General features: G+C 35.4%; 18 protein-coding genes, 5 pseudogenes and 1 riboswitch. Of the genes and pseudogenes, 4 read left to right on the forward strand and 19 right to left on the reverse strand.

Annotated features, from left to right (window positions below):
- Window positions 1-13 precede the first annotated feature (13 nt).
- The 5 genes and pseudogenes from ACUN26_RS12525 to ACUN26_RS12545 form a co-directional block, all read right to left on the reverse strand.
- Window positions 14-1,176 (reverse strand): IS3 family transposase gene (locus ACUN26_RS12525; protein ID WP_087962473.1). Its coding sequence is split into 2 segments (ribosomal slippage): window positions 14-909 and window positions 909-1,176, totalling 1,164 coding nucleotides; the frame shifts between segments, so codons are not numbered across the junction.
- Between the two features lie 85 nt (window positions 1,177-1,261).
- A pseudogene (locus ACUN26_RS12530) lies at window positions 1,262-1,594 on the reverse strand (GerAB/ArcD/ProY family transporter); the annotation flags it as partial.
- Window positions 1,595-1,598: 4 nt separating this feature from the next.
- A pseudogene (locus ACUN26_RS12535) lies at window positions 1,599-3,147 on the reverse strand (spore germination protein).
- 247 nt (window positions 3,148-3,394) lie between these two features.
- Window positions 3,395-4,116, reverse strand: a pseudogene (locus ACUN26_RS12540) (MFS transporter); the annotation flags it as partial.
- A gap of 158 nt (window positions 4,117-4,274) precedes the next feature.
- On the reverse strand, window positions 4,275-5,039 hold the full coding sequence (locus ACUN26_RS12545; protein ID WP_000792646.1) for an SDR family oxidoreductase: 765 nt from the start codon (window positions 5,037-5,039) through the stop codon (window positions 4,275-4,277).
- 167 nt (window positions 5,040-5,206) lie between these two features.
- On the opposite strand from ACUN26_RS12545, the gene ACUN26_RS12550 reads away from it, so the two are divergent.
- Window positions 5,207-5,647, forward strand: a complete 441-nt coding sequence (locus ACUN26_RS12550; protein ID WP_001178574.1) for an Lrp/AsnC family transcriptional regulator — start codon at window positions 5,207-5,209, stop codon at window positions 5,645-5,647.
- 169 nt (window positions 5,648-5,816) lie between these two features.
- Here the strand turns inward: ACUN26_RS12550 and ACUN26_RS12555 are convergent, their stop codons facing one another.
- Complete coding sequence (locus tag ACUN26_RS12555; protein WP_000501421.1) at window positions 5,817-7,022, reverse strand: M20 family metallopeptidase; 1,206 nt, start codon at window positions 7,020-7,022, stop codon at window positions 5,817-5,819.
- An 88-nt stretch (window positions 7,023-7,110) separates the two neighbouring features.
- A riboswitch (SAM riboswitch) is annotated at window positions 7,111-7,212 on the reverse strand.
- Window positions 7,213-7,287: 75 nt separating this feature from the next.
- Window positions 7,288-9,597 (reverse strand): AAA domain-containing protein, encoded by a 2,310-nt coding sequence (locus ACUN26_RS12560; protein WP_002039201.1) that lies wholly within the window; start codon window positions 9,595-9,597, stop codon window positions 7,288-7,290.
- Window positions 9,598-9,710: 113 nt separating this feature from the next.
- Here ACUN26_RS12560 and ACUN26_RS12565 point away from each other — a divergent pair, with 113 nt between their 5' ends.
- The gene (locus ACUN26_RS12565) at window positions 9,711-10,103 is read left to right on the forward strand and encodes a VOC family protein (RefSeq protein WP_001145292.1); all 393 of its coding nucleotides are present in this window, start codon (window positions 9,711-9,713) and stop codon (window positions 10,101-10,103) included.
- A 132-nt stretch (window positions 10,104-10,235) separates the two neighbouring features.
- Complete coding sequence (locus ACUN26_RS12570; RefSeq protein ID WP_000608196.1) at window positions 10,236-10,559, forward strand: hypothetical protein; 324 nt, start codon at window positions 10,236-10,238, stop codon at window positions 10,557-10,559.
- A 257-nt stretch (window positions 10,560-10,816) separates the two neighbouring features.
- On the opposite strand, the gene ACUN26_RS12575 is transcribed toward ACUN26_RS12570, so the two are convergent.
- The 11 genes and pseudogenes from ACUN26_RS12575 to cypD all read right to left on the reverse strand — a co-directional run bounded on the left by ACUN26_RS12575 (window position 10,817) and on the right by cypD (window position 21,490).
- Window positions 10,817-11,122 carry a monooxygenase gene (locus ACUN26_RS12575; RefSeq protein ID WP_000323746.1) on the reverse strand — a complete coding sequence of 102 codons (306 nt, stop codon included), beginning with the start codon at window positions 11,120-11,122 and terminating at the stop codon, window positions 10,817-10,819.
- A 217-nt stretch (window positions 11,123-11,339) separates the two neighbouring features.
- Entirely contained in the window at window positions 11,340-11,690 is a 351-nt protein-coding gene (locus ACUN26_RS12580; protein ID WP_044810070.1) for a DoxX family protein, read from the reverse strand.
- Between the two features lie 330 nt (window positions 11,691-12,020).
- The gene (locus tag ACUN26_RS12585; protein ID WP_001048561.1) at window positions 12,021-12,440 is read right to left on the reverse strand and encodes a MarR family winged helix-turn-helix transcriptional regulator; all 420 of its coding nucleotides are present in this window, start codon (window positions 12,438-12,440) and stop codon (window positions 12,021-12,023) included.
- Window positions 12,441-12,766: 326 nt separating this feature from the next.
- A pseudogene (locus ACUN26_RS12590) lies at window positions 12,767-12,892 on the reverse strand (DUF1259 domain-containing protein); the annotation flags it as partial.
- A gap of 539 nt (window positions 12,893-13,431) precedes the next feature.
- Window positions 13,432-13,569, reverse strand: coding sequence for a hypothetical protein (locus ACUN26_RS12595; RefSeq protein WP_000441012.1), 138 nt, complete (start codon window positions 13,567-13,569; stop codon window positions 13,432-13,434).
- A 485-nt stretch (window positions 13,570-14,054) separates the two neighbouring features.
- The gene (locus ACUN26_RS12600; RefSeq protein WP_000996667.1) at window positions 14,055-14,441 is read right to left on the reverse strand and encodes a DUF1259 domain-containing protein; all 387 of its coding nucleotides are present in this window, start codon (window positions 14,439-14,441) and stop codon (window positions 14,055-14,057) included.
- 238 nt (window positions 14,442-14,679) lie between these two features.
- A complete protein-coding gene (locus ACUN26_RS12605; protein WP_001104095.1) occupies window positions 14,680-14,895 on the reverse strand; it encodes a hypothetical protein in 216 nt (71 codons plus the stop codon).
- 209 nt (window positions 14,896-15,104) lie between these two features.
- A pseudogene (locus tag ACUN26_RS12610) lies at window positions 15,105-15,224 on the reverse strand (RNA-guided endonuclease TnpB family protein); the annotation flags it as partial.
- A 108-nt stretch (window positions 15,225-15,332) separates the two neighbouring features.
- Window positions 15,333-16,184, reverse strand: coding sequence for a DUF2935 domain-containing protein (locus tag ACUN26_RS12615; protein WP_001078035.1), 852 nt, complete (start codon window positions 16,182-16,184; stop codon window positions 15,333-15,335).
- A 315-nt stretch (window positions 16,185-16,499) separates the two neighbouring features.
- Complete coding sequence (locus ACUN26_RS12620; protein ID WP_001064111.1) at window positions 16,500-17,945, reverse strand: L,D-transpeptidase family protein; 1,446 nt, start codon at window positions 17,943-17,945, stop codon at window positions 16,500-16,502.
- Window positions 17,946-18,292: 347 nt separating this feature from the next.
- Window positions 18,293-21,490 (reverse strand): bifunctional P-450/NADPH--P450 reductase, encoded by a 3,198-nt coding sequence (cypD, locus tag ACUN26_RS12625; protein WP_000359053.1) that lies wholly within the window; start codon window positions 21,488-21,490, stop codon window positions 18,293-18,295.
- Between the two features lie 705 nt (window positions 21,491-22,195).
- On the opposite strand from cypD, the gene ACUN26_RS12630 reads away from it, so the two are divergent.
- Entirely contained in the window at window positions 22,196-23,053 is an 858-nt protein-coding gene (locus ACUN26_RS12630; protein ID WP_000704337.1) for a PhzF family phenazine biosynthesis protein, read from the forward strand.
- Between the two features lie 267 nt (window positions 23,054-23,320).
- On the opposite strand, the gene ACUN26_RS12635 is transcribed toward ACUN26_RS12630, so the two are convergent.
- Window positions 23,321-24,799, reverse strand: a complete 1,479-nt coding sequence (locus ACUN26_RS12635) for a DHA2 family efflux MFS transporter permease subunit (RefSeq protein ID WP_000005107.1) — start codon at window positions 24,797-24,799, stop codon at window positions 23,321-23,323.
- Between the last annotated feature and the right edge of the window lie 275 nt (window positions 24,800-25,074).

Below are 25,074 nucleotides of genomic sequence, written 5' to 3' on the forward strand. Positions count from 1 at the left end.
AAAGAAAAAACACCTAGATAACATGTTTCCTATAAGCTATAGGTGACATATTATCTAATTTTCTCTGAATCCGTTCATTATTATAGTAGTGGATGTATTCATCCACAGTTTGTATTATACTAGCATTATTCGATTGTTTTATATTTTGCGCATAGAATCCTTCGGATTTCAAATGAGAATGAAAGGATTCTATGAGGGCATTATCATGGCAGTTTCCTGTACGAGACATGCTTGTGATAATGCCTTTTTCTTTGGCATATGTTTGAAATTGTTTTGATGTATACACCTTTCCTTGATCCGAATGTAAAATCGTATCAATCACATTTCGCTTTTTTAAAGCCTCTTTTAGAGTATCTAATACAAGAGAAACATCCTGTGTCTCAGCTATTTTATAACTTACAATTTCATTGTTAAACCCATCTATAATAGATGAAAAATAAAGAGTCTTATTGCCGAACATCAAATATGTGATATCAGTGAACCATTTTTCATTAGGCTTGGTAGCTTTAAATCTCCGTTGTATTCTATTTTTAGCTACCACTGGTTCATGACCGAGTACAAATATCTTTTTCTTTTTTCTAACCCGAGATAATACGTTGTATTTTCTCATGATACGTAATACTTTTTTATGATTCATTACGATGTTAAATTGATCACGTAGACAAGCTGTAACCCGACGATATCCATACCGATATTTATGATGTTGACATATTTCTATTACGGTTTTTTCTTCATAGTTAGTTACTGTTTTCTCCTGCTTTTTCCAACGATAATAAGTAGCACGTGAAATATTAAATATGGAACACAGTTCTGCAATTGTAAAAATTGATTGCCATTCCTTTATCATTTTCATTATTTCTTCTTTTCCTCCCACCTCCTTAAGATTTCTTGGCACTTTTCCAGCAATATAATCTTTGCCTTTAAATAACGTATTTCTAATTCTTTTTGTTCAAGTTCTGTTAACCTTTTTAAGCCTTTTCCATGTGCAGATTGTCTTCCAATAGATTGTTCAAACCGATAGGTTTCGCCTTCACGATACCATTTCATCCAAGTTTTAATTTGAGCCACATGTCTAATTCCTAAGGCATCCATAATTTCTTTATTTTTGAATCCTTGGTGTTTCATTTCAACTACTTTCCACTTTATTTCGGCGGGATAATGCACCTTTTTCCCCATACGAAAAACACCTCCATTAAAATCATAACTGATACTTACGATTTAGAGAGGTGTTTTTTATCGTCTCATTCCCAGGGTTCACTCCAAGGTAAAGCATAGCGTTTATAAGAACGATACAAGAATAAAAAGCGAAGTACATCATGTAAATAACAACGAATGCTTTCCCTACTATTTTTCCAAACAATCGTATAAGAATATCATAAATCGTATCCTCAGGATATCTTGCAGCTGTTTTCACTATAAACACACCTGATATTGTGGAGAAAATCCAACCAATCAATATAGCTATCCATCCATCTGTTCCAGCCTTTTCTGCAAGCACACGTGGAAGCGATAGAACGCCAGTGCCCACCTGCACTCCATTAATTAAAATAATATACTGCATAAGAGTGATTTCATTATAGGCATACTTTTTCATAATTTCACCTTTTATTACGATTCTTTCCTTGTCGAATAGTTTGATTGGTTCCATTCCCCTTAGGACGCCTTCTTATTGTCCATAAAGGAAAGCGTATAAAAACATCTTTCATATCTGCAAAACGAAAGGGTGCTAATGGTGTTCCATAAGAAGTGCCTAGCGATTTAAGACTACTTAGATGCCCAATTAAAGTCATCCACCCGATAACAAGTCCTACAATTCCAAATAAGGCAGCTGCTAGCATCATTGGAAAACGTAAAAGTCTTACTGACGCTCCCATATCATAGTTAGGAATAACAAAAGAAGAGATAGCGGTAACAGCGACAACAATAATCATAATATTGCTTACAATTCCTGCCTGAACAGCCGCCTGACCAATGACAATACCACCTACAATTCCAACTGTCTGACCAATCGGAGTAGGTATCCGCAAAGCCCCTTCTCTCATCGTTTCCAATGTTATTTCCATAAGTAATGCTTCCATAACTGGAGAAAAGGGTACGCGCGTTCTTGATTCAGCAATAGATAAATATAGCTCTACAGGAATAACTTCAAAATTAAAGGAAATAAACGCAACATAACTCGCCGGCAGAAATAAAGCAACCATAAAGGCGATAAAACGAAGCAACCGAATAGACGAAGCAACTAACCACCTTGTACCGTAATCATCAACTCCTTGAAAAAAGGAAATAAAATTTGTTGGAGTAATTAATACATTAGGTGAATGATCCATTACAGTTACAAATCTGCCCTGTAAAATGTGAGATACAGCCAAATCAGGTCTTTCAGTTAATATAAATTGCGGAAACGGCGAGTAAGGGTGATCTTCAATGAATTCTATAAGTTCGCCATTACTAGTCACAGCATCGATTGTAATATTTTGAATTCGTGTTTCTAATTCCTTCAGCACATCTTCAGAAGCTACATCTTTCAAATATAAAATAGAAATTTGGGTTTTGCTCCGTACACCAATTACTATTTCTTTTATCGCTAATTCACGATGGGGAATATATCTTCGAATCATTGCGATATTTTGACTTCCAGTTTCTATGAATGCTTGATGTGCACCTTTTAGAGCTATTTCGTTATGTGCGTCTTCAACACTTCTTTGTGGCCATCCTTTTGTATCCAATTGATGTGCTGTTGTTCGACTGTGAATTAATAAAACACTATCTCCCCCAAAAATAGCATTTTCAATCTGACTCAATGTATTAATAATCTTAATTTGTCCTAATGGAATTGGAAGTTCTATATTGGTATTAAAATCACTATTCATCAAAGGACTTAGAACATGATTCTGAATCAATTCTTTATCTGTTAATCCAGACAAATATACTAAAACTGCTTCTAATCCATCTACTGTTATTTGAAACCGCCGAATTACTAAATCAGGCGCTTGACGAAATATATTCTGAATATTAGCTATGTTTTTTGGTTAAATCAGCGTCTAAGAGGGCGTCTTCAATATTTTTTTCCTGAAAATGAGTATTGTCTCGTATTGGAAATGACTTAGGATTATCTCTATATTTTAAACGCCTCAAAAATTTAGCCATGATTCTCTCACTTTCTATGTACTTTTTATAATATGTTTAGTATGCATATATTAAGAAAAAATATCCTACTAACTAGAGAGGTAACATTAGAATTATTACTATAAATTTTCGGGTGCATATTTCATAAAAATCAAGTTCAAAAATAGTCCTTTAAGTTGATGGATGTGTGATACTACCAAGCTAGTAAAACTAAATTTCCTTAAAATGAAAAAATACGCTATTCTTTCTGTAGAATCATAGGAAAGGATGGCGTACTTGCACTTGAAAAGCCTGTGACATTTGTAAAGATCGGAGTGAAATAACTAAATGCTGCAAACGTACCACCAATAATGAACATACTTGTTACGTACGCTGCCCAAAGATGAATATTCTTAAATTGCAGAAGTTCGTCTTTCCAATTTAATTGCTCTTTATTTGAAGATGATGGTAACAACCGTTGAATCATAATCCCTGATACTAGCACAAGAACCGAAACTGCCCCAAAACTAATACGCCAGCCAAAATATTGCGAAATAACGGTTGTTATAGGTAAACCTAATACAGTTGAGAACATTAAACCTGCAAGTACAATTGATGCAGCTTTTCCCCTTGAATCAGAGTGAACCAATGTTGCAGAAAAGGAAATCGCAACTCCAAAAGCTGAAGCAATACCAGTTATAATACGTGAAATCATCATAATATTATAGTTCCAAGCAATAGCTCCGAGCGATTGACCAATTAAAAATACGAACATTAAAAACAATAATGCTTGTTTGCTGCGCATCCGTAAGAGGATTGCAGTTAAAATGGGGCCTCCTATTACCATTGCTCCTGCATAAGCTGAAATTAAATACCAATAGATGATACAGAAACCTGGAATGCAAGAGCAAGTTCATTCATCATACCTGCAACCATAAATTCTGATGTAGTCATACAAAAGATTGCTAAAGCTAATAAATAATCGATGGCATAAAAACACTCCTTATTCATAATTGTAATGATTGGTACAAAAATAATGCGAAAAAAGAGCGCACTAAGCGCCACAAATAGACTCTACTGTTCCTTTGATAACTTGTTCAGACTGAAACAAGGATCGTTTCATATCTAGTAATTTACTTGATTAGCTTGATGGGTATGGAGTAGTGCCCCTATAAACAAAACCCTCCAGAAACATCTATAATCTGCCCCGTTACCCAGCGGCTATCAGAAGAAGCAAGGAATGCTACTGCATCTGCAATATCTTCAACTTGCCCTATTCGTCCAAACACAGATGAATTCGTAGCAAAATTTCGTATTTCCGGATTATCTAGCAATTTCACATTCATATCAGTCTTCGTATATCCAGGCATAATTGTATTCACTGTTATACCTCTTTCTCCAAGTTGTTTAGCTAGAGGAAGTGTCATCGTATTTAGTGCACCTTTACTTAAACCGTATGCAATGGATCCTGTAAAACCAAGTCTTACTTCAGCTGATGAAATGTTAATAACGCGCCCCTCTGCTCGTAGTAACGGTAATGTTTGCTGAATTAAAAAGAATGGCGCCTTAATATTTACGGCCATAATTTCATCAAAAACTTCTTCTGTCGTATTTTCAATCGTTCCTTGTGTACCTATCCCTGCATTGTTTACTAAAATATCAATCTCTGATGTACCAACTCTTATTTGTAATTCATTTTTTAATTGTTCTACTAGCTTTTTGACACCATCCATTGAATTGAGCTCAGCTTCAATTATGAACGCTTTTCCTCCATTGGATTCAATCTCACTAATCGTTTCATCTGCAGCTGTTTTATTTCGGCCGTAGTGAATCGCAACTAATGCACCATCTTTCGCCAATCTCATTGCAATGGCACGGCCAATGCCGCGACTCGCTCCTGTTACTAACGCTACTTTCCCATCAAGATTCTTCATTTTTTCCATCCTTCCTAAATTTCCGTTTGATAAAAACCTATACTTATATTTTCATGCAAACACCAATCATTTTAAATATAGATTTATAGGTAATTTAGTTCGTTCACTTATGATATTATAGTTATAATTTGTGATTCACTTAAAAAATATAATAAGGAGGCTACACAATGCAAAACGCAGTAAAATTGGATGAAATCGACCATAAAATTATGAACTTGTTGTATGAAAATGCAAGAATTTCTGTTTCAGAAATAGGACGGATTATATCCATGACGCAGCCTGCTGTAAAGGAACGTATGAATAAACTTGAAGATCAAGGAGTTATCGCAGCTTACCGAACAAAATTTGAGCCTTCCAAAATTAATAAAAACATTCAAGCATTCATCATGTTTAAAACGAGCCAATGCTCTGATTTTATCCAATATTGTAATGCCGCTCCTGAAGTAACAGATTTATACCGAATTAGCGGGGAATTTAATTATATGATGAAGGTCATGAGCGATTCGATGGATTCTCTCGCTACATTTTTAGACTCGTTAATGCAATTCGGATTATCATCTCCTTTAATTGTTTTAAAGAGTGAGTTTGAGGAGAAATTGTCGTTCTGATAAAGGGATACGTATTATCTCCTGCTAACAGTAAAAGTTTTTCCTTTATGAGAAAAACCAACAAAATCAATGATTAGTAAACAAAAAAGAACATTGATATTTCAATGTTCTTTTTTGATATCTCTACTTATTAATTAGATTGTTATTCGAAAAGAGCACCTTAATCCCCTTATCCCTGATTCCTCTGCGCCTCTCTAAACTCTTCCTTCACCTTCTCTAACAACCCTTCTTCCGTAATTAATCGATACGCCGTATTTGCTAATGCTTTTGCAGATGTAATTAGCGCTTTGTCTCCTAATTCTGAACGGGCTGCTTCTCTAAATTCATTCGTATGCGCAATTAAGTCATCTGGACCTATTTTAATGTACGGGTGAATGGTCGGTACGACTTGGCTGACGTTTCCGGCGTCGGTTGAGCCGATGCCGATTCTTTCTTTACGATTTACTTCTTCACCTAGTAGTTCTAGTTCTTCCGCTACGATGTCGTTATATGTTTTTGTTACGAGTAGTTCATCAATTTCATTTTGGAATTGATGAATTTTTACTTTTGCACCTGTTGCTAACGCTGCTCCTTGTGCTATATTTCTTACTTTTTCTGTTACTTCCGCACATCTTTTTCGCGTAGCTGCACGGATGAAGAACCTTGCTGCGGCATAGTCAGGAATAATATTAGGTGCTTTTCCGCCTTCTGTAATGACGCCATGAATTTTCACGTCTAAGGGAAGTTGTTGGCGAAGTGCATTAATACTGTTGTAAAGCTGAATCACCGCATCTAATGCGTTAATCCCTTCTTCAGGTGAAGCTGCGGCATGAGCTGTTTTTCCGTAAAAATGAAAATCAAGTGGATCGACTGCTAGTGAAGGGTTCGTCGTCGCTGTCTTTCCGCTCGGATGAATCATAAGCGCCGCATCAATGTTTTTAAATAACCCAGCTTTTACATAACTCGACTTTGCGCTACCATTAGGCCCGCCCTCTTCTGCTGGTGTTCCAAACACGACAACTTCTCCGCCGATTTCTTCAAGCGTTTCTGATAATGCGATTGCTGCTGCAACGCTAATTGTGCCAATTAAATTGTGACCACACGCATGACCGAGTCCTGGTAAAGCATCATATTCCGCTAAAAATGCGATAACTGGTCCTTGTTTTCCTGAACTTTTTCGTGCGATAAAACCTGTTTCATGCCCAGCTATATTATGCTGCAGCTGAAAACCAGCACTACCTAGTAATAAACTTAACGTTCTTGATGCATAAAATTCTTGATTACCAATCTCTGGATTCGCATGAATATCATGACTTGTTTTTATGTACTTTTCCTTATTTCTTTCTATGCTCTCTTCAATTGTTTTTCTTTGTGACGTTACTCTTGTCGCTCCCATTTTTCTTCCTCCTTTTATTTTCACGTAAAAAAGCCTCTTTCTAAAGGATAGAAAGAGGCTTCTGTATATACAGTCAAAATGAGCTTCTTTCTTATCTTTCAAGTTACCTTGCTGGAATTGGCACAGTATTCGTAAAGAATCCGCTGCCGAGGTGTCATAGGGCCAGTCCCTCAACCTCTCGTGATAAGAATTTTCATAAAATTGTATTAAATTATTTTCATTCTAAGTTCATCCCAAGCAAAAGTCAAGGAATTCCTATCCGAATTTACCGAATATCTAAAAATCCTTTTAATACACCAATTGTCTCAGGTGCTTGTAGTCTTGCACATATGTACGGAAATTCCGTACTACCTTCAAACATCATTTGAGATGTGAGTGGTGCCCCTGCCCAAAAGATTTCATCATCGATTAATACAAATGGGAATGCTTTATTTTGTCTTTGTAACTTTACGTTTTTTAACGGAACTGGTCCATCACTATAAACCGTTATTTGTGCATTTGTACGCATTAACGCTTGCCATACTCGTTTATCTACTTGCTTCGTACTTGGAAGTGAAATAATGATTTTTCGTTTTGCAGCTAAAATATCTTTTAATAGCCCTTTCGTTTCCTCCAGATTCATTTCCATAAACCAGCGTAATCGTTTCGATATTTTCCGCTCCCATAATTGTCTGGATGTCGTGCGATCATACACATCCCCGTGACGTTCTATATGAGCTGTTAATTGTGATAAGGCTTGTTTTCTCGAAAGATTTTTACGCATATAATGGCAATCCGATAATTGAATGAACTTCCCTCTCGCTCTCGTTACTGCTACATTGACGAGGCGATGGTTTTTATGGTCAAAGAATAACACACCAGGTCGTTCTTGTGGATAACTATCAACAGTATCAAAGATCATCATATCTCTTTCAGAACCTTGAAACTTATGAACTGTCGCCGCTAATACTGGTATGTTTTGATATTTCGTTCTCTGCAACATTTCCCTGATACACGTTGATAAAAAGCGTGACTGCGCCCTGTAAGGCGTAACCACACCGATCGATTGCACACCATCTAGCAGTCCGATTAACATCATTTGCATCGCTACTAAACCAGACATAATATTAAAACGAGAACCCGAAGCAGCATCTTTTAACGAAAATGCTCCCATTAAACTCGTATCAAATAAAACACTCGCCTCATTTGCGAACGGCTGTAACTGTGCAAGTTCTTTACGCTCTGAAACAGACGGATGATCGTATACTCTATTTTTATAAATAAATGAATTCGTAAACTTCGATATGTCCGCATGCATACGTCTTTGTTCCTGCAACATAAAAAGGTTGGGATGTGCTTCTGATTTATTTACAGAATCAACAATGCCGGCATGATAAAACATATCTTCGCCGAGCCATTTCCGAACGAGTTCATGATTCGCCATCGCAATCGGAGGTAACTGTAAAAAGTCACCACAAACGACGATACGTTTTCCGAGTGAAGCAGCTAATGCGATTTGCGGAACGAACGCCATACTCACTTCATCTACGACAACTAAATCAAATGTACGCTCATAAATAAGTGAATCAATGGCACATTTTGATAAAGTCGCACCAATTACTTTCGCATTTTCAATATATTCTTTTTCTACTTCTTTAATTTTCGCTTTTTGCTTTCGAAGATCACTTTCAATTTCTTGTATACGCTTCTTATCAGCAGATGTTGCTTTATACGATAAAATCTTTTCACGAAGGTCTTGGCGTGTTTCTTCTAAGTAGAGTCTTTCCTCACCCCATGATCCGTTCGTCGTTTCAACTAACTTCGACGCAAGTAACGTTTCATGATTTCGTATATGTTCATGTTGACTATAACCGTAACGAACAATTTCGCCAGGCGTCCATTTCTTTTTCTTTTCAATTTGCTTCGTTACTTCACTCATTAATACGTCCACTGCCGCATTACTATGAGCTAACACAAGTACCGATTTTCCTTTTTGGTAATGAGCCGAAATAATACGTGATAAATTGTACGACTTCCCTGTTCCAGGCGGTCCCCATACGTACGTTGTCGGATTGTAAAATGAACGATACGCCAATTCATTTTTCGGATTTTTCATCTTCTCAATATGTTTCGGACTGCTCGTCCCATCAACAAGACGCTTTATACGATTACGTTTTAGCTTATCTTTATGTGCCTCTTTCAATCGCTCTTGCAGTTGCTCTAACAATTGCCACGGTTCACTATATAAAACCGCTTCTCTTATTTCACCTTGTATATAATCATTTAATTTCAGTTCTATTTCTAATCCATGTACAGATAATACTTCCCCTGTCGCTTCCTCACCATCGAACTCAATTCGAATTGGTGAACCTTCAGGTAAGCTTACTTCCGAAATAAGCTGAAATACATACACTGTATTTTCATAATCTGTATATAAAAAACGACCGTTCATAATAGAAATTTTACTACCACCTATCGTTTTCCAATGTTTAATTTCATATGCTAATGCATAATGCCACTCTTTCATCGTTTCCGATAATGAAGGAGTTTGAGTAGGTGTATTCATTGTATAATCTCCTTCCTTCTCCCCAAACATACTTTCTCACTATACCATATAACACGCTAAAATTTGTAAGGTTTTTATCTTGATTATTTTCTTAATTTTCAATATCATTTTACATATAAAATTTTCAGAAAGAAGGAATCTACATGCCAGTTAGAAGAATAGAACACGTTGGACTTATGGTTGCAAACTTAGAAACATCTATTACTTTTTATGAAAAAGTAGTCGGCTTACAGCTCATTAAACGTATGGGGCACCCGAATCCAGATTTAAAACTCGCCTTTTTAGGTGTGGAAGAATCGAAGGAAACGATACTGGAACTCATCGAAGGTTATAACTCTTCTCTTCCAGCAGAAGGAAAAGTACATCATATTTGCTTTAAAGTGGATTCATTAGAAGATGAAATTGAAAGAATTCAAAAACACAGCGTAACATTTTTACTAGGAGAAGAAATCGAAACATTACCAGATGGAACACGTTACATATTCTTCGCTGGCCCTGATGGGGAGTGGATTGAGTTTTTTGAGACGGAGAGATAAAGTAAGACTTTATTTTGCAGGATAGAAAAAGAGCCGGAATTCCGGCCCTTGTTTTTAACCAGTAATAAGGAAACATATCTTCAATCCGAAGAATGAGCTATATTAAAACAATCATTTTATTAGGAGTAAAGAATGATAAATATAATCTATATTATTGTTTTTTGGATTCTTATACTATTCCCTATTCTGTATGTAATTAAGATAAAGCATTGGAATTTAAAAGTAGTTGCCGTATTTGTTGGAAGAATCCTATTAAGTATTATCTTTTTCATAAATGGAATGGTGTTAGGACTGCAGCGAAATTGGGTAGAACCTCCCTATGAAACAGAATGGGATTTCTTTGTAAAGTCTTTACAACATGGGAAAACTGATGCGCTTATAGAAGTATTACCTCTAATTATTATCATCATTTTTGATTTACTAATTATATTTTATTATAAAAATAAAAAGAAATAAGTTAATTTCTTTCCTTTCATCTTGGACCATATTGATGAGCGAGAGTAAAATTCCCCCACAGTACTTTCACGTCAATTTCACAAATGTAAGAACTCTCATATATTACACTTCATACATCCTTTTCCAAGGAACAATATACCGATACACAAATCCCTATTTATATAGGGATTTGTGCAAGTCCCCTCACCATCAATTTAAGAATTCAAAAAAAGAAGGGGATTATCCCCTCCTTTTTACGCTTGCTCCGACTGTCGGAATTATTTCGTATACCCACGATTCAGTTCCGTTAACTTTTCATTGATGTTAAAAATTCTTACTCTAATATCTTTAACACCAAATGCTTCAAGTCTGTTCTTGTGCATTTCAGCGTATTTTTCAGCATCTTGTTTTTCCTCAAATACATAAATGCCTCCAGCTTCTTTTGTTTCTTCATTCTCAGTCCATATTTTCCAGTGGAATCCTTCTTCTTCGTTAATACTATTTGCTAAATCCCAAAATGCTTCTTCCATTTCTTCACCAAAAGGACCTTCAAACGGAAAATCAACTTGTAATAAATACGCCATTTTCACTCACTCCTATTTTTAATATAAAATTCATCAGGAATTCCTTTGTATAAAAATCCTTCCCATTCTTTTACTGATTATGATTCGAATGATAGTAATGTCTAAATTCGTATTGCTATTATTATTCAAGCATTAATTTGAGAATCCCCCTATTTGTAAAAAAACTACAAAATGTTAGCAACTTGAACGCAAACAGTTTAACGGCTTCAGGTTATGTTTAAAAAATATGATAACAACTTATTCCTATACTAAGGACAAACAAAACAAGTGCAGGTATCGCTTTCTTAAAGGAATCTCTCGCTAATACAATAAGAGTTAATGCAGCTGCAAGCATCGTACCGCCTAACAATAATCCTGCTAATAAAGCTACTATTGGAATCCAAATTCCTATCAACATTCCAATTGCTCCTACAATCTCAAAAGCTCCAGTTAAGAAATTAAAAAACGAAGGTAAACCAAATCGTTTGAACTCCTCTGCCATTTTCCCAGATATAATTTTCGTACCTGTCATTAAAAAGAACACAAACAACAAAACTTTTACAATATTGATGAAAATTAAAATAGTAATCACACCTTTCTTATTATTTGATAAAAACTCAGTATTGTTCAGGTAGTAGTCACTACCTATACCCTATTTCCTGAGATTGACCCTATGGAAGTCGCTTCAATTTACATTATCCTTTTCAATATTAAAGGGATGGAAATTACATGCCATAGCATATATAATACATAAATTTGACTGGTACTAGGCAAAAAAGTGAGCCTGAATGAGGTATCATAGAAAATAAAGCTACCTTCTCATTCCTCTAAACAAACAAAATTACATGCTATAGCATATATAATACATAAAACAAAGTTTGTTCCTTATGAATAGCATAGTATTAATAAGGAACAAGTATTAATAGCGTGTATCATACAATTTGTTTAATAATGATTGTAATACTTTAATCTCTTCCTCGCTCAAATTACTCGTAACGAAATGGTGAGCGTCTTTCACTACAGGCAAGATGGTTTTCTTTAACTCGTCACCTTTTTCAGTTAAAAAAAGGTTATGTGAACGCCTATCTTGGTCATTCAAAGCCTTCTTTACAATCCCTTTTCTCTCCATTGACTGTATCATTCTTACGACAGTAGTTTGATCTTTATCAATAGCTTCTGCTAACTCTTTTTGAGTAGTGCCCCTTTGGCTACAAAGAACACTAATAATTCCCCACTGCTCTGGTGTAACTCCATAAGGCTTTAATTTCTTAGTAAAATAATTAGTCATTTTCACATCAGTACGATGAACAAGATAGCCTATTAAATCATGTAAGTTCATGGATCACCTCTATAAATTAAGATATAAAAGGATATAGCATACCAGTCAATTATTCACAGTGAATGTATTTGTTTCACTATTTATATGCTATGACATATATATTAAATTAGGTCATTTTAATTGTCAAATGAATTACCTATTGTTTTCAAAGTCAAAATCTATTCCATACATTCCTCCGGTGTGATTTCTGCTGACTATTTCTTCTCCATTCTACAGAAGTTCCGTAGATCTCCCCGCTTAATATGACCACAGTAATTTTTAGCGCTTCATCCTCTTTCTTTTTATGATGTTCTTATAACATTTTATAAAATTTGATATCTACAGGCAGCCACACATTTTCCACCGACGAATCCTTCTTGTCCGCCGATAATTCTTGCAAACTGTTGACAAATTGATTCCTCATTAATCGCCATACCTTTCATCATCACCCCTTTTACTGTTAGGTTATGAATGAATACATAGGTCTGAAACGGTAATGAATCTATGCTATTATAAAAAAGACGATGGGAATCTAACGAAATCTATTAGCTCAATTATTCTTGATCATTTGTATTGTTACCAGAGTTTAAATGGTGCAGAATTTTTATTTTATCCCGCAGTAACGGGCAGTAACGCTCCCACCTCAAAATTTAGTGAAAACAAAGAAGTTAGGTGGGGGTCGGGCTGCCCGTAACAGCCCGATTGGTGAGGGCTAATAATCAGTGAGGGAAAACACCCCACTGATTAAACTTTCACTTTATGAGGTGTTTTTCCTTTTATGCTTGCTGGGCGACTGAAGGTAAAACTCGGCTATTATATGTTAAGACATTTTTAGAGGGCATAAAAAAACACCCTAAGGTGCCATCCTCTGACTTGAGAATCATATCTATGTATGGAAAAAATCAGAAAATACAAATACAAAAGAGAAGCTTCTAACTATAATTTATAGAGTTCTTATGGCATTACTAACATACATATTTCATTATTTACCGGAAGAAGAATCCCCGTTATATTACTTTCTAATCAGTCTCGTTAAAGCCATCCCAAGAAATCCAGTTTGAGTACTTCCTAACATAGATCCCACTCCTCCACCAAGAAACATGCAGCCAACGAATACTAATCCTCCAATTCCCCAATTCGGCCTTTCCATAATTCAAACACACCCTTTCAATAAAACATATGCTATTAGCTACCTAAACTTTCTTGCATAGGATATGTTAATTATTTCTCTAGAGAGGGTATCGTTATTTAGCTTAAGTTTAGCAACTTTCAGGGAATTCAAAAGACGCGGAGATTGACCGATTTGAAGGGATTACAGGAGAAGATTTTTTGTATTATAATAACTTAATGGTTGTGGAACAAATTCTTCTTCAACTAACCAGCTAATAAAAATCTGGAGGTTTTCCACAATCGAAGCTCATCGCCATCAAGTTAACATACCTCACCCAGTTCTTATTGTTGCAAGATAAGCAGCATATAATCAATTAAAATAATGTAACAGCCGACATTAGCGGCAAAATTATTAAGAAAAGACATTCCAAATATGGAACGCCTTCTTTTTTATAAAATCATTCACTTAAATCTATTCCAAAAAATTCTAATTAATAAAATCAAACATTTAACGAAAGAAATTTGTTACTTGCATAACGCTCTTCTAACTTTTTTTGCGAAAATTAGTGGATCATCAACGTCTTCGATATTAACGTAAATCAAATTCGGATCATCACATAACCATTCATTGTGTATAGACGAAACAATTATACCTTGTTTAATAATTGTAGCAACAAATTCAGTAACTTCCTTTTGCAAGAGTGCTACTCGGCCTAGACATAATGCCCGTCCAGTTTTATGATCTCTTGATTCAAATGAGAAGGAAGTTGTTACTCTAAAATGTTTTCCTAAAATTGTTGCTCGTATTTCCTCCCGATTTATTGTTGCTACACATTTTCCACCAGCGAATCCTTCTTGTCCACCGATAATTCTGGCAAACTGTCGACAAATTGATTCCTCATTAATCGCCATATTTTCAATCATCCCCCTTTTACTGTTAGGTTATGAATTCATACATAAGTCTGAAACGGTAATGAATCTATTCGGTTACAAAAAGATGATGGCACTCTAATAAAATCTGTTAGCCCAAGTATTCTTGGTTATATGAATTATTACTAGATTGTAAATGATGGGAGTTTTACTACCCGCAAATAGCGGGATGAATTTCCAAAAGTAAAACCCCAGAAATCCAAAGGTCTCTGGGGCTTCATTATATATTTAGCTCTTTTTGCTTTTTATTTTGTTTATGTCTATAAAGCAATTTTCGACTTATGAGAGAAATCAGTAATAAGATCAGTACTAGTACGAAAAGTTGCATATATGATAAATTAAAATATTTAGCACCTGTAACAAGTAAAAGTGTAGAAATCGTACCTTTTACAATGAAAAAAATAATAATCCATAATCCGCCTTTTTTCCAGTTCATTTTTACTTACCCTTTCCTACGTTTAAATTCATAAAAAAATTAGTGATAGTTCTTGAAAGTGACATTTTAATTGAAATCTATTACATTAATAAAAAAGTAGACTTTTTTTCACAAAAATCATATCCAATTACATGGGACGATTCCATAATAAATGCAAATGATATTCATTGTCAATTTTATTCAACATTTTTAATTCCGATCGTCTACATTGTTCTTTCAGATAGTGACATTTCTTTTTTGTTTCTACAACCGCGACACATCTTTGCAGAAGGAAATCACTTATCTATTTTCACAAGCTGTTTGCCTTGTTCTTGTAGCTTATATGCTAATTATACTTCATTACATTGCTTGGAAATATTAAAAATCACAAGGAAAAGAAGCTAACAATAAATTGTTAACTTCTCAGCTTAAGGAAAAATAGTATCTTTCCTTATTTTTTAATATCTAGGTTGTGATTTAATATTGGTAAGATGAGCATCAAACATATCAATGATTTCAAGAAATCTATCCGCTTCACGAAATACATGATCTGCTAATAATGGATGAATGATACTCTTTATTTTACATTGCTCAATTAAATCACGTGCCGTTTTCTTAAAATCCCGAAGAGATGTGACTGACACACGATTTTGATCTAAAAATTGATCTAAAAGAGGAACTGTTTGAGATTGTGGTTTCATAGATTCTAAGTCAATTGCTTGATACATTAATTCATCAAAATCATTGCTAAAATTCCGTGCTGTATCTACAAGCTTTCTTTCCGATGGATCAAGAAGATGACCAATAAATTTAGCATGGTCTGCCATAATCCTTAAAAAGAAAACATTTTCTTTAATAATAGCATCAGGAAGGGCATCTAATTTACCTTCATTTAATTCAATTAAACGTTTTCTAAAATAATCAGCTTCCCTACTTGTATGGTCAACTAACAGTGGGAAATTATTTTGCCCTGGCAATTTACATGTGAGAATTAATCCTAAAATTTTTCTTTTAAATCCCCAAATATTAGTTGCAGCTTGTTGTACTTCTGAATTAAATCTTTTTATTTGCTCAGGATCTGTTTCATTTGTATAGGAATACGCTATTTGTTCGATATGTTCAAACAATCGATAAAATTGATTAGCTTCTTCGATTAGTTGGGTATCCTCACATCTAAACCCCAATCGAAGAAAAAAAGAATGCTCCTTCATGATTCTAGACCAAAAACGAATTTCATTTAATGATCGTTCAACAAACATGACAGACGTAACACCCGTATCAGGATGTAATGAGGTCTCATCCCTATTCATTCTTAATCCCCCCAGTAAATACTAAGCTAGTTCTATTCTTATGAGTAAAAAAATATATAAATGCCATCAATAAAAATTCATGATGATATTGAGCAAGTCCTTTTGGAAATAAAGAAAAGATACCATCAGATGCCTTTCTCTGAATTGATAACCACATGTTATGTTTAAATGTACCTAGATAACAGTTCCCCCCGCACACGAGAAGTACATAGTATACATAATAAAAAAGAAGCAGAAAATCACTCACGATTTTCTGCTTCTTTTTTTAATTTAAGTTCTTCATACATACATCGCTTCACGCAAGATTGCTATTTTCTAGTACACAATAACTGGATCATACGTGTTCAAATTATCATACACAGTTTTTGCAACATTAGGAAGAAGGTTAACACACCCACCTGATCCCCCTGTTAAATAGGCATTATTCGCCCAATTTGTTCGCCAGCCAGCATCATGGAATCCTTGACCGCTATTTGTGAATGGTACCCAGTAATCTACTTTAACTGCATAATCAGCTTTACCTACTGCGCTTCCTTTCAACGTGTATGGTGTTCGTTTATATAGGACGTACCACACACCTGGTGATGTATCTTCACTCGTGCTATGTTTACCAGTTACTACATTTGTTGTGACTGCTAATTTGCCATCTTTATAAATCCAAATTTGTTGATCTGCAATTGAAACTTCCGCATACGTGTCTCCAATACCGTTATTCGCTGTTGTTTCATAACCGATACCTTCCTTCTCCCAACCATTTCCGTGAATATTAGAAGCAGATAGCGATTTTTCACCCTTTTCAAAAGCTTGTTGAACTTGTTTTGTTTCTTTTTCAACATCTAGTGCCCAGCCGTAGCCTTGTCCTTTTACTGATATAACCGAACCGGAATGGGTTTTAAAGCTGAAATTTTTATTTAATGTTGATTTAGCATTATTAATTTCAGTAATCTTTTTCTTAATGTCACTCGCATCGATTGTCACTTTCATATCCTTTGACATAGAGGCATTTTGAATTAAATCTTTCGCTTTTAAAGGATACACTTCATTCTGTACTTTATATTCAACGGACTGCCCAAGAAGATTCTGTAGTGCTTGCTCCTCTTTTTTGATAATTGGATCGTCTTCTTTAATAGGCTGTATGTATGTAGACTTCAGATGAATTTCGCTTTTATATTTCTGCTTGTCGTAATCTTTCAATAGACTAGTAACGTCATACTGTTTTCCATCAACGCTCTTCGAAATAACAATTTTTCCTTGTTCAAGCTTCGCCATAGCATCTTGAGGTGCTTTTAATTCTTTATTCATAGAAACGAGCTTTTCTTCTACAAGTTTTTTCATCGTTTCACTACGATACTGATCCGCCTTTTTCGGTAGCACTGAATAATTTTTTTCCTTTGAGGAAGGGAAAAATGTCCACTGGCTTTTTAATAGCTTCTTAACTTGAGGCAAATCTTTTTCCGTAAGTTCTGTTTTTGTCTCTTTTTCATCTAAAATTTGTTGTTGATCGACATAAACTTTATTTGCTAGTCCAGATGTTTTTAATTTCTGTATTGCCTGATCAGCACTCATACCACCAACTTTGGTGTCATTAATCGTAACATTCGAATTGAAGTGAGTTACCTGATAATAACTCACTCCCCCAACGAGAAGCGCAATTATACCAACACCCGCTGCGATAAATTTCCAATTTGGAAAACGTTTTCTTGATCTTACTCGTTTTTTATGAACTTCTTCAACTGATTCATTTACTGTATTGTTGTTCATCAATTTTTCCCCCATAGACATTAACGTCAATCGATTTTAAACCAAAACCATTGACTAGTGTACCTTATTTTTCCTGAAATTTCATTATTTTTGACAAGATTTTATCGCATTTATTTAATCAAACTTAGTTTTTTAATAGAACGGCCCTACTCTATGTGTAACACTCTAATTTAGTTTCATATGAGATTTTTTCTTTTTCTACAATATCAGTCCAGCTTATTAAAAAATAGAAAAATCCCGTATTCCATAAAAAATACGGGATTTTTATCAATACGTTTATTTTGTAAAGTAACACTTAGTCGAAAGAAGTTCATTCGTTACATATTACTTATCTAATTAAGGATAATTTATATTCCAGTCCAAACATCTTTCCCGTATCGTCCTTCATGTTGCAAATAATCCAACCAATTCCTTGCTTCTTGTTCACTAACTTCATGAATTTCTTCATATGCTTGACAAAGGGTATCTTCTACATCCGGAGCCATTTTACTTCCATCACCACATATATAAAGATGAGCTCCATTATCTAATAACGAAATTAAATTGATTCTATCTTGTTTTATTAAATGCTGTACATATGTTTTTGGATGTCCCTCTAGACGAGAAAAAGCTGTGTGTAAAGAGATTAATCCATCTCTTTCATCATTTTCTAGTTCTGTACGATAAAGATAATCTTTTTCAGGATGACGACAACCAAAATATAGATGCGCTTGTCCTAAGTTAATACCTTTTTGCTTTTGAACACGACGCGCTTGTAAGAATCCACGGAATGGTGCAATTCCAGTACCTGGCCCCACCATGATAATTGGTGTTTCTGGATTTTCAGGCAATTGAAAGTTTGATTGTGGCGTTCGAATGAAACAGATAATTTCATCTTTATTATGACGCTGAGCTAAATAATTAGAAGCGACTCCTTCATATGTCCCTTCCCCACTCCATGCAGGTGCATTAACAACACCAACCGTAATGCTCAGACGATCCTGTGCAACGAGTGGCGAGCTTGAAATAGAATAGTAACGCGGTTTGAGTGCAGGAAGAAGTTCTAAAAATCGTTCAAATCGGATTTCACAAGCCTCATACTTTTCAAGAAGATCCAACATTGAAATACGTTTCTTTAATATTCTTTCATGATAAACTCCTTCTTCCAATAATGATTCCAATTCCTTTTTATGAGGAGGGCATGCTGTGAATGTCACCATTTCTCGTATTTGTGCTCGAGTGGCTGCTTCTTGCACTTCGACACTATAACTAATAAGGTCAAACAAACTAACAGGACTGTCTAAAGGTATGTGATTTACACTGCGCCCACTTGCGCTCAGTATGACTTGATCCTTCCCATTTAATCCAAAGCGTTTTAAAATTCGGTTAACATTTTTCTCGCTATTAATTGGCAGCACTCCAAGGTGGTCTCCTTCTTGATACGTAGCCCCTTCTGGCAAGGATACCTCGATATGCCGCGTATTCCTATCACTGCTGGATGATTGGAGTTCACGATTTTCTAGTATAGATGCATAAACTGCTTCATATGTTCGGGCAAGAGGAGATCCTCCAAGACGACTAACAAATTGCAGACTCAAAGTACTGCGCTCTTTTTCCATATTTTTGTTAAGTTCTAGTCCAAATGCCCTCATCGCATCAGACCACATGCTTTGTTTCCATTGCTCGAGTTGTTCCTCAAAATCACCACTTGCATCTGCTTCTCCGCGTGTAGAAAATCTTGTTGCTCCTTTTTGAGCCATTTGCTCATCAATGTATCTTGGAATCCGCTGATAAGTACTAGCCCAATTGTGATCTCCACAACCAAAAACTGCGTATTGAACACCTTTGAGCTCATCCGGTTTTAATTCCTCCAACCACTGCACAAACTGCCCTGCATTACTTGGCGGCTTTCCATTATAAGAAGAAGTCACAATAAGAACTGCTCCTTCTTTTGGCAGACTTCCAATTCGCTCGTTAAGAGCTACCACTTCCGTTTGAACACCTTCTAAACTAGCTGTATCTGCTAGTTCTCTTGCAATACCTTCTGCTACCCCTGTATCCGAGCCATACAGAACAAGCAGCGAAAGATTATCAGCTCCAATAATAGAAGGAGTCTTCTGAACTTGCTGCTTGATTTCATGGTCTTTCTGCTTCTCTTCTATAGGTGCAAGGACAGTAGGATGGCTGATCGTTTGATTTCGGGCAAGGATCCTAATCTTAAAATCACCGGGCTTTAGCGTTAATGTTTGTTTTACGTCCAGCTGATAGTTTTGATAATCGATTAATTCAAAATGTTGAAGAAGCATTCCCATTACGAGAGTGGCTTCATGAAGTGCAAACTGCATACCGATACATGCTCGTTGACCATTTCCAAATGGCTTATAAGCATGATGAGGAACCTTATCCGGCTCTTCAAATCGTTCAGGTTGGAATTCTTCCACATTGTCTCCCCATGCGTCTTTATCCCTATGTAGCTGTGGAATAAGAACAGAAATACGATCTTCTCCTTTCTTAATTGGATATTTCCCACCAATTACTGTATCTTCTTTTGCATAGAGACTGAATGCTGGAGCAGTAGGCCATAGACGTAGCGATTCATTTAAAATCATCCGTATGTACTTAAGTTTCATAACTTGTTGATATGTTGGAGTAGGATCTGTCAATACCCGATCTACTTCTTCATAGGCTTTTTTCAACTTATCCGGATTCTTTAATAAAAAATAGATTGCAAAAGATAACAATCCACTTGTTGTCTCATGCCCAGCTATTAAAAAAGTGATAATTTGAAAACGAATATTTTCATCATCTAATTTTTCACCAGTTTCCGGATCCTGCACATTTAACATACGGGCAAGTAAATCATTTTCTTCTTGATTTCCATTACTTTTACGTTCAGCAATAATATTATCTACTAAAGAAAACATGGATTGGATATCATGCTGAAATTGACGTTTCGTTCTCCACATGAGTTTGTCTTCTATATCCAGTCGCTGTAATTGGTGCATCGCTTCATCTAGAGCACGGCTCATGCTAGTGATAAAAGGATGAGAGGTCTCACGATAAAAGCTATTAAATCGGTAATTAAAACCACATAGACCAATTGTATCCAATGTAAGGCGGGTCATATCCTCCGGAACATCTACGTTTTCATTCGGATTCAGTCTTGCCCATTTTTGAACGAGTTGTACAGCAATATCAACCATCATGCCATGATAATCTTTCATTGCCCGTTGGCTGAATGTAGGCATCAAAATATTATGAGCTTTTTTCCAGTTAGGCTCGTCAGTCTCACTTGTAAATAACCCGTCCCCAGCAAAGGCGCGAACTTTTGCTAAAGCACCATCTATACTTTTATCGAACCGTGTTTCGTCACAGACTTCTGCTACCAGTTCATGTCCAGAAACGACAATGATGGTATCACTTAAAGTTTGAATTTGAAAAATAGGACCATACTCTTCCGCTATCTTGATAAAAGATAAGGTCGGTTTATCTTTGTCGATTAATGGGAGATTCCCCAGCGGTCCATATGTTTTCGGCTGAGGAATGGCAGATACTTTTTTATCCATTAAAAACACCCTTTCAAAAAGCATGAAATAAAGTGAAACTTTAATCAGCCCTCACCAATCAGGCTTTTACGGGCAGCCCGACCCCCACCTAACTTCTTTGCTTCCGCTGAATTTTGAGGTGGGGGTCTTACTGCCCGGCAAATAGCGGGATAAAATATCCCATTCAATAAAGAGAAGATAGCAAGTAATCGCCTGGGATAAAGATATGTAATTGATTACCTTATTTTATCTTTTCCCTAACTATTCATGATTATGATATTGCTTATAAGGTTGGTAATCTAAGTTGTTTGTTGACATTAGATTTATAACTTGCAGAAAAAAATACTAACTTACAATGAAGCGAATTATTATAATTGGAGCATTATAATGTTGGTGTTAAAAGATAATCTAAAAACTCCCCACATATTTTGATCACACTTTATTTTACAGCTACAGTTGCACTACATATCCGTCAAGCTAAGAAAAGCGAATACCCAAAACAAAGAAGTTGATGAGCTTAAGATTGTAGTATTTGGAAAGCCCATAGTTTTTAATGTCCAGTCAAACAAATACGATAAGTAATGTTTGACTAGTGAAACTATTTCCAGAGAGTTCAGATGCTAAAAAATAGTTTGTCTCTTGCTTTATAGTAAATTTATCCAACAACATTTATACGTAGTGCTTTCCATGCTACAATTTACTATAAGTGAGGAAAGAAGGTGTCTTATGAAAATATCCGTTTATGTTGCAAGTGCATTTAGCAAGGATCATAAAGGCGGAAATAAAGCAGGAGTGGTATTTATGGAGAATACATTGACCACTACTCAAAAAATGGCAATAGCCAAACAACTGGGCTATGCGGAAACCGCATTTATATCAGAATCTGAAATTGCTGATTATAAAATTGAGTATTTTACACCAAAAGAAGAAGTTGATTTATGTGGGCATGCCACAATTGGCTCTTTCACGATACTGATGCATTTAAATAAACTTTTCAAGAATCGCTATACGATTGAAACGAACAGCGGTGTTCTTACTATTACCATAAAAGAGGACATCATATTCATGGAACAAAACGAACCGATATTCTATGATGTTATATCTCCAAATGAGTTTATCGACTGCTTTGACATTAAAGATATAGACAATAAATACCCAATTCAAATTGTCTCCACGGGCTTAAAAGATATTTTAATTCCTATAAAAAGCGAAACACAATTACATACAATGCAACCTAATTTTGAAAAAATTAAAGAAATCAGCAAGTATTATAATGTTGTCGGGATGCATCTATATACTTTTAATGACAATCGAATTATATGCAGAAACTTTGCTCCACTATACGATATCAATGAAGAAGCAGCGACTGGAACTTCAAACGGTGCATTAGCTTGCTACCTTTATAAACAGCACTACTTGCAAAAAGAAGTCTATGTATTTGAACAAGGTTATTCTTTACACTCGCCTTCCGAAATATTAGTTAAATTAGCAACCAATAGCAAGAATGAAATAGAAAAAGTTTATGTTGGCGGCAAAGGATATTACTGTGAAACTAAGTGTTTACATGTAGAAAATATTGAGTGAAAATAAAAAAACACCGCATAAAAAGCTTGAGAAGGATAGAGAAATAGATAAAAAGCAAACACATTATTTAATTGAACAATGTGTTTGTCTTCAATCTGAAAGGATCTGATATGAATATCAGATCTTTTTTACTATATGTAATTATTTCACTGGTTCTTTTCCAGCTTTAAATACCGGCGCCTTAGCAGCGGAAATTTAGATTTCTTCATATTCGAACTAATAAGCAAAAAAACTTGTAGGAATCATTAGCAAGAGTTTTGTTTTGCTCTAACGATTTAACCTATCGACTGCTTCCGCACTTGTATCTACACGTTTAACGAAAAAAACTAATAGCAGTGCAACAACATTCATGCCAAGCGCTACATAGAATGAATGCTGAATTCCGGACAATAAAGCCTTCTGAGTTACTATTGCCTTCGTAGCTGCTGTGAAGGTTGTTGGATCTACATCAGACATTAGACTTTCAGCTTTTGTTGTTGTTACAGAATTCATAATCGTAACAAGAATAGCAGTACCAATCGAACCGGACACTTGTTGAGCTGTATTATTAACAGCCGTACCGTGCGGATTTAAGCGAGTCGGCAATTGATTAAGACCATTTGTCATAAGTGGCATCATCACCATTGCCATCCCAAACATCCGCAGTGTGTAAATAAGAATAATATGTGTGTGACTAGAGTCAATTTGCAGGTTTGCCAACATATAAGTTGAAACAGCTGTAATGGAAAGTCCTACTATGCCAAGAATCCGAGGGCCATATTTATCAAATAGTTTACCTGTAATTGGTGACATAACCCCCATTATTACCGCACCCGGAAGCATCATCAGCCCAGAGTTCAGCGGCGAAATACCACGGACGTTTTGTACATAAGCTGGTGTTAAAATCATACCTGAAAACATGGCCACCGCATTGACAATTGCAATTACAGATGCAAGTGCAAACATTGGGTACTTGTAAACACGTAAATCCAATAACGGTTCATTCATTTTTAATTGACGGATAATGAAAGCAATTAGGGCAATAGCGCCTATGATTAAAGTTGTTACGACAACTGTATCCATCCAACCATCGGAGCTTGCAGAACTGAATCCATATAACAAACCGCCAAAACCGACAGAAGATAATAGCAATGAGAGATAATCAAGTTTTGCATTTTTATTTTGTTTCATGACATTTTCAGATTTCCAAACCCCTAATAGTAAGCTAATGATTGCTAATGGTAAAATCATTTCAAAAAGCAAACGCCAGTCATAATACTCTACAATATAACCTGATAGTGTCGGTCCAATTGCTGGAGCTGTAATCATAACTAGTCCAAAAATCCCCATTGCTGTTCCCCTTTTTTCTCTCGGAAAGCTTACTAGCATAATATTCATTAACAAAGGTCCCATAACTGAAGAGCCTGCCGCTTGAACCATCCGACCAGTAAGTAATAAACCAAAGTTCGGTGCTACAGCCGCTAAGGTAGTCCCAAGAATAAAAATCACCATAGATGTAATAAATAAGCTCCTATTTGAGAAGCGGGTTATTAAAAATGCTGATGCCGGAATTAATATACCACTAACAAGCATATATCCTGTAGAAAGCCACTGGATCGTTGAATAATCTTGAATGTCTAAATCTTTCATTATTGATGGCAAAGCTACATTTAAAAGCGAGTTATTTAGAAATGAAACAAAGGCCCCAATAAAAAGAATTACAAGCATTAAATATGGTGGTTTTCTTTTATGTAATGTTTCACTCATATATTTGTTTGCTCCCTCATTATAAATTTCATTGATTCGTTTAAATCGTTTGCATATCTGCACAAGAATACTTTATCCTTGCAGTATTTTGCCAAACTCTTCGAATAGATATTCTCTTTTTAGCAATTCCCTTTTCTCACCATAACATTTTAAATCTTCTTTATTGACTAAATCCTTTATACACATGTGAATAAGATTTTGAAGGAATATATAAATGAACTTTTTTTGAAAATGACAAAATATTTAAGTAGACCACATAAAACGATCAATCTTTT

It is taken from the genome of Bacillus sp. WC2503 (assembly GCF_052682895.1).

Coding starts and splice junctions, on each gene's coding strand:
- ACUN26_RS12565 (WP_001145292.1), top strand. CDS start 9,711: ATGCCAGTTAGAAGAATAGAACACGTTGGACTTATGGTTGCAAACTTA.
- ACUN26_RS12600 (WP_000996667.1), bottom strand. CDS start 14,441: ATGGCGATTAATGAGGAATCAATTTGTCGACAGTTTGCCAGAATTATC.
- ACUN26_RS12615 (WP_001078035.1), bottom strand. CDS start 16,184: ATGAATAGGGATGAGACCTCATTACATCCTGATACGGGTGTTACGTCT.
- cypD (WP_000359053.1), bottom strand. CDS start 21,490: ATGGATAAAAAAGTATCTGCCATTCCTCAGCCGAAAACATATGGACCG.
- ACUN26_RS12620 (WP_001064111.1), bottom strand. CDS start 17,945: ATGAACAACAATACAGTAAATGAATCAGTTGAAGAAGTTCATAAAAAA.
- ACUN26_RS12575 (WP_000323746.1), bottom strand. CDS start 11,122: ATGGCGTATTTATTACAAGTTGATTTTCCGTTTGAAGGTCCTTTTGGT.
- ACUN26_RS12635 (WP_000005107.1), bottom strand. CDS start 24,799: ATGAGTGAAACATTACATAAAAGAAAACCACCATATTTAATGCTTGTA.
- ACUN26_RS12585 (WP_001048561.1), bottom strand. CDS start 12,440: ATGAACTTACATGATTTAATAGGCTATCTTGTTCATCGTACTGATGTG.
- ACUN26_RS12570 (WP_000608196.1), top strand. CDS start 10,236: ATGATAAATATAATCTATATTATTGTTTTTTGGATTCTTATACTATTC.
- ACUN26_RS12555 (WP_000501421.1), bottom strand. CDS start 7,022: ATGGGAGCGACAAGAGTAACGTCACAAAGAAAAACAATTGAAGAGAGC.
- ACUN26_RS12605 (WP_001104095.1), bottom strand. CDS start 14,895: ATGAACTGGAAAAAAGGCGGATTATGGATTATTATTTTTTTCATTGTA.
- ACUN26_RS12630 (WP_000704337.1), top strand. CDS start 22,196: ATGAAAATATCCGTTTATGTTGCAAGTGCATTTAGCAAGGATCATAAA.
- ACUN26_RS12550 (WP_001178574.1), top strand. CDS start 5,207: ATGCAAAACGCAGTAAAATTGGATGAAATCGACCATAAAATTATGAAC.
- ACUN26_RS12595 (WP_000441012.1), bottom strand. CDS start 13,569: ATGGAAAGGCCGAATTGGGGAATTGGAGGATTAGTATTCGTTGGCTGC.
- ACUN26_RS12560 (WP_002039201.1), bottom strand. CDS start 9,597: ATGTTTGGGGAGAAGGAAGGAGATTATACAATGAATACACCTACTCAA.
- ACUN26_RS12545 (WP_000792646.1), bottom strand. CDS start 5,039: ATGAAGAATCTTGATGGGAAAGTAGCGTTAGTAACAGGAGCGAGTCGC.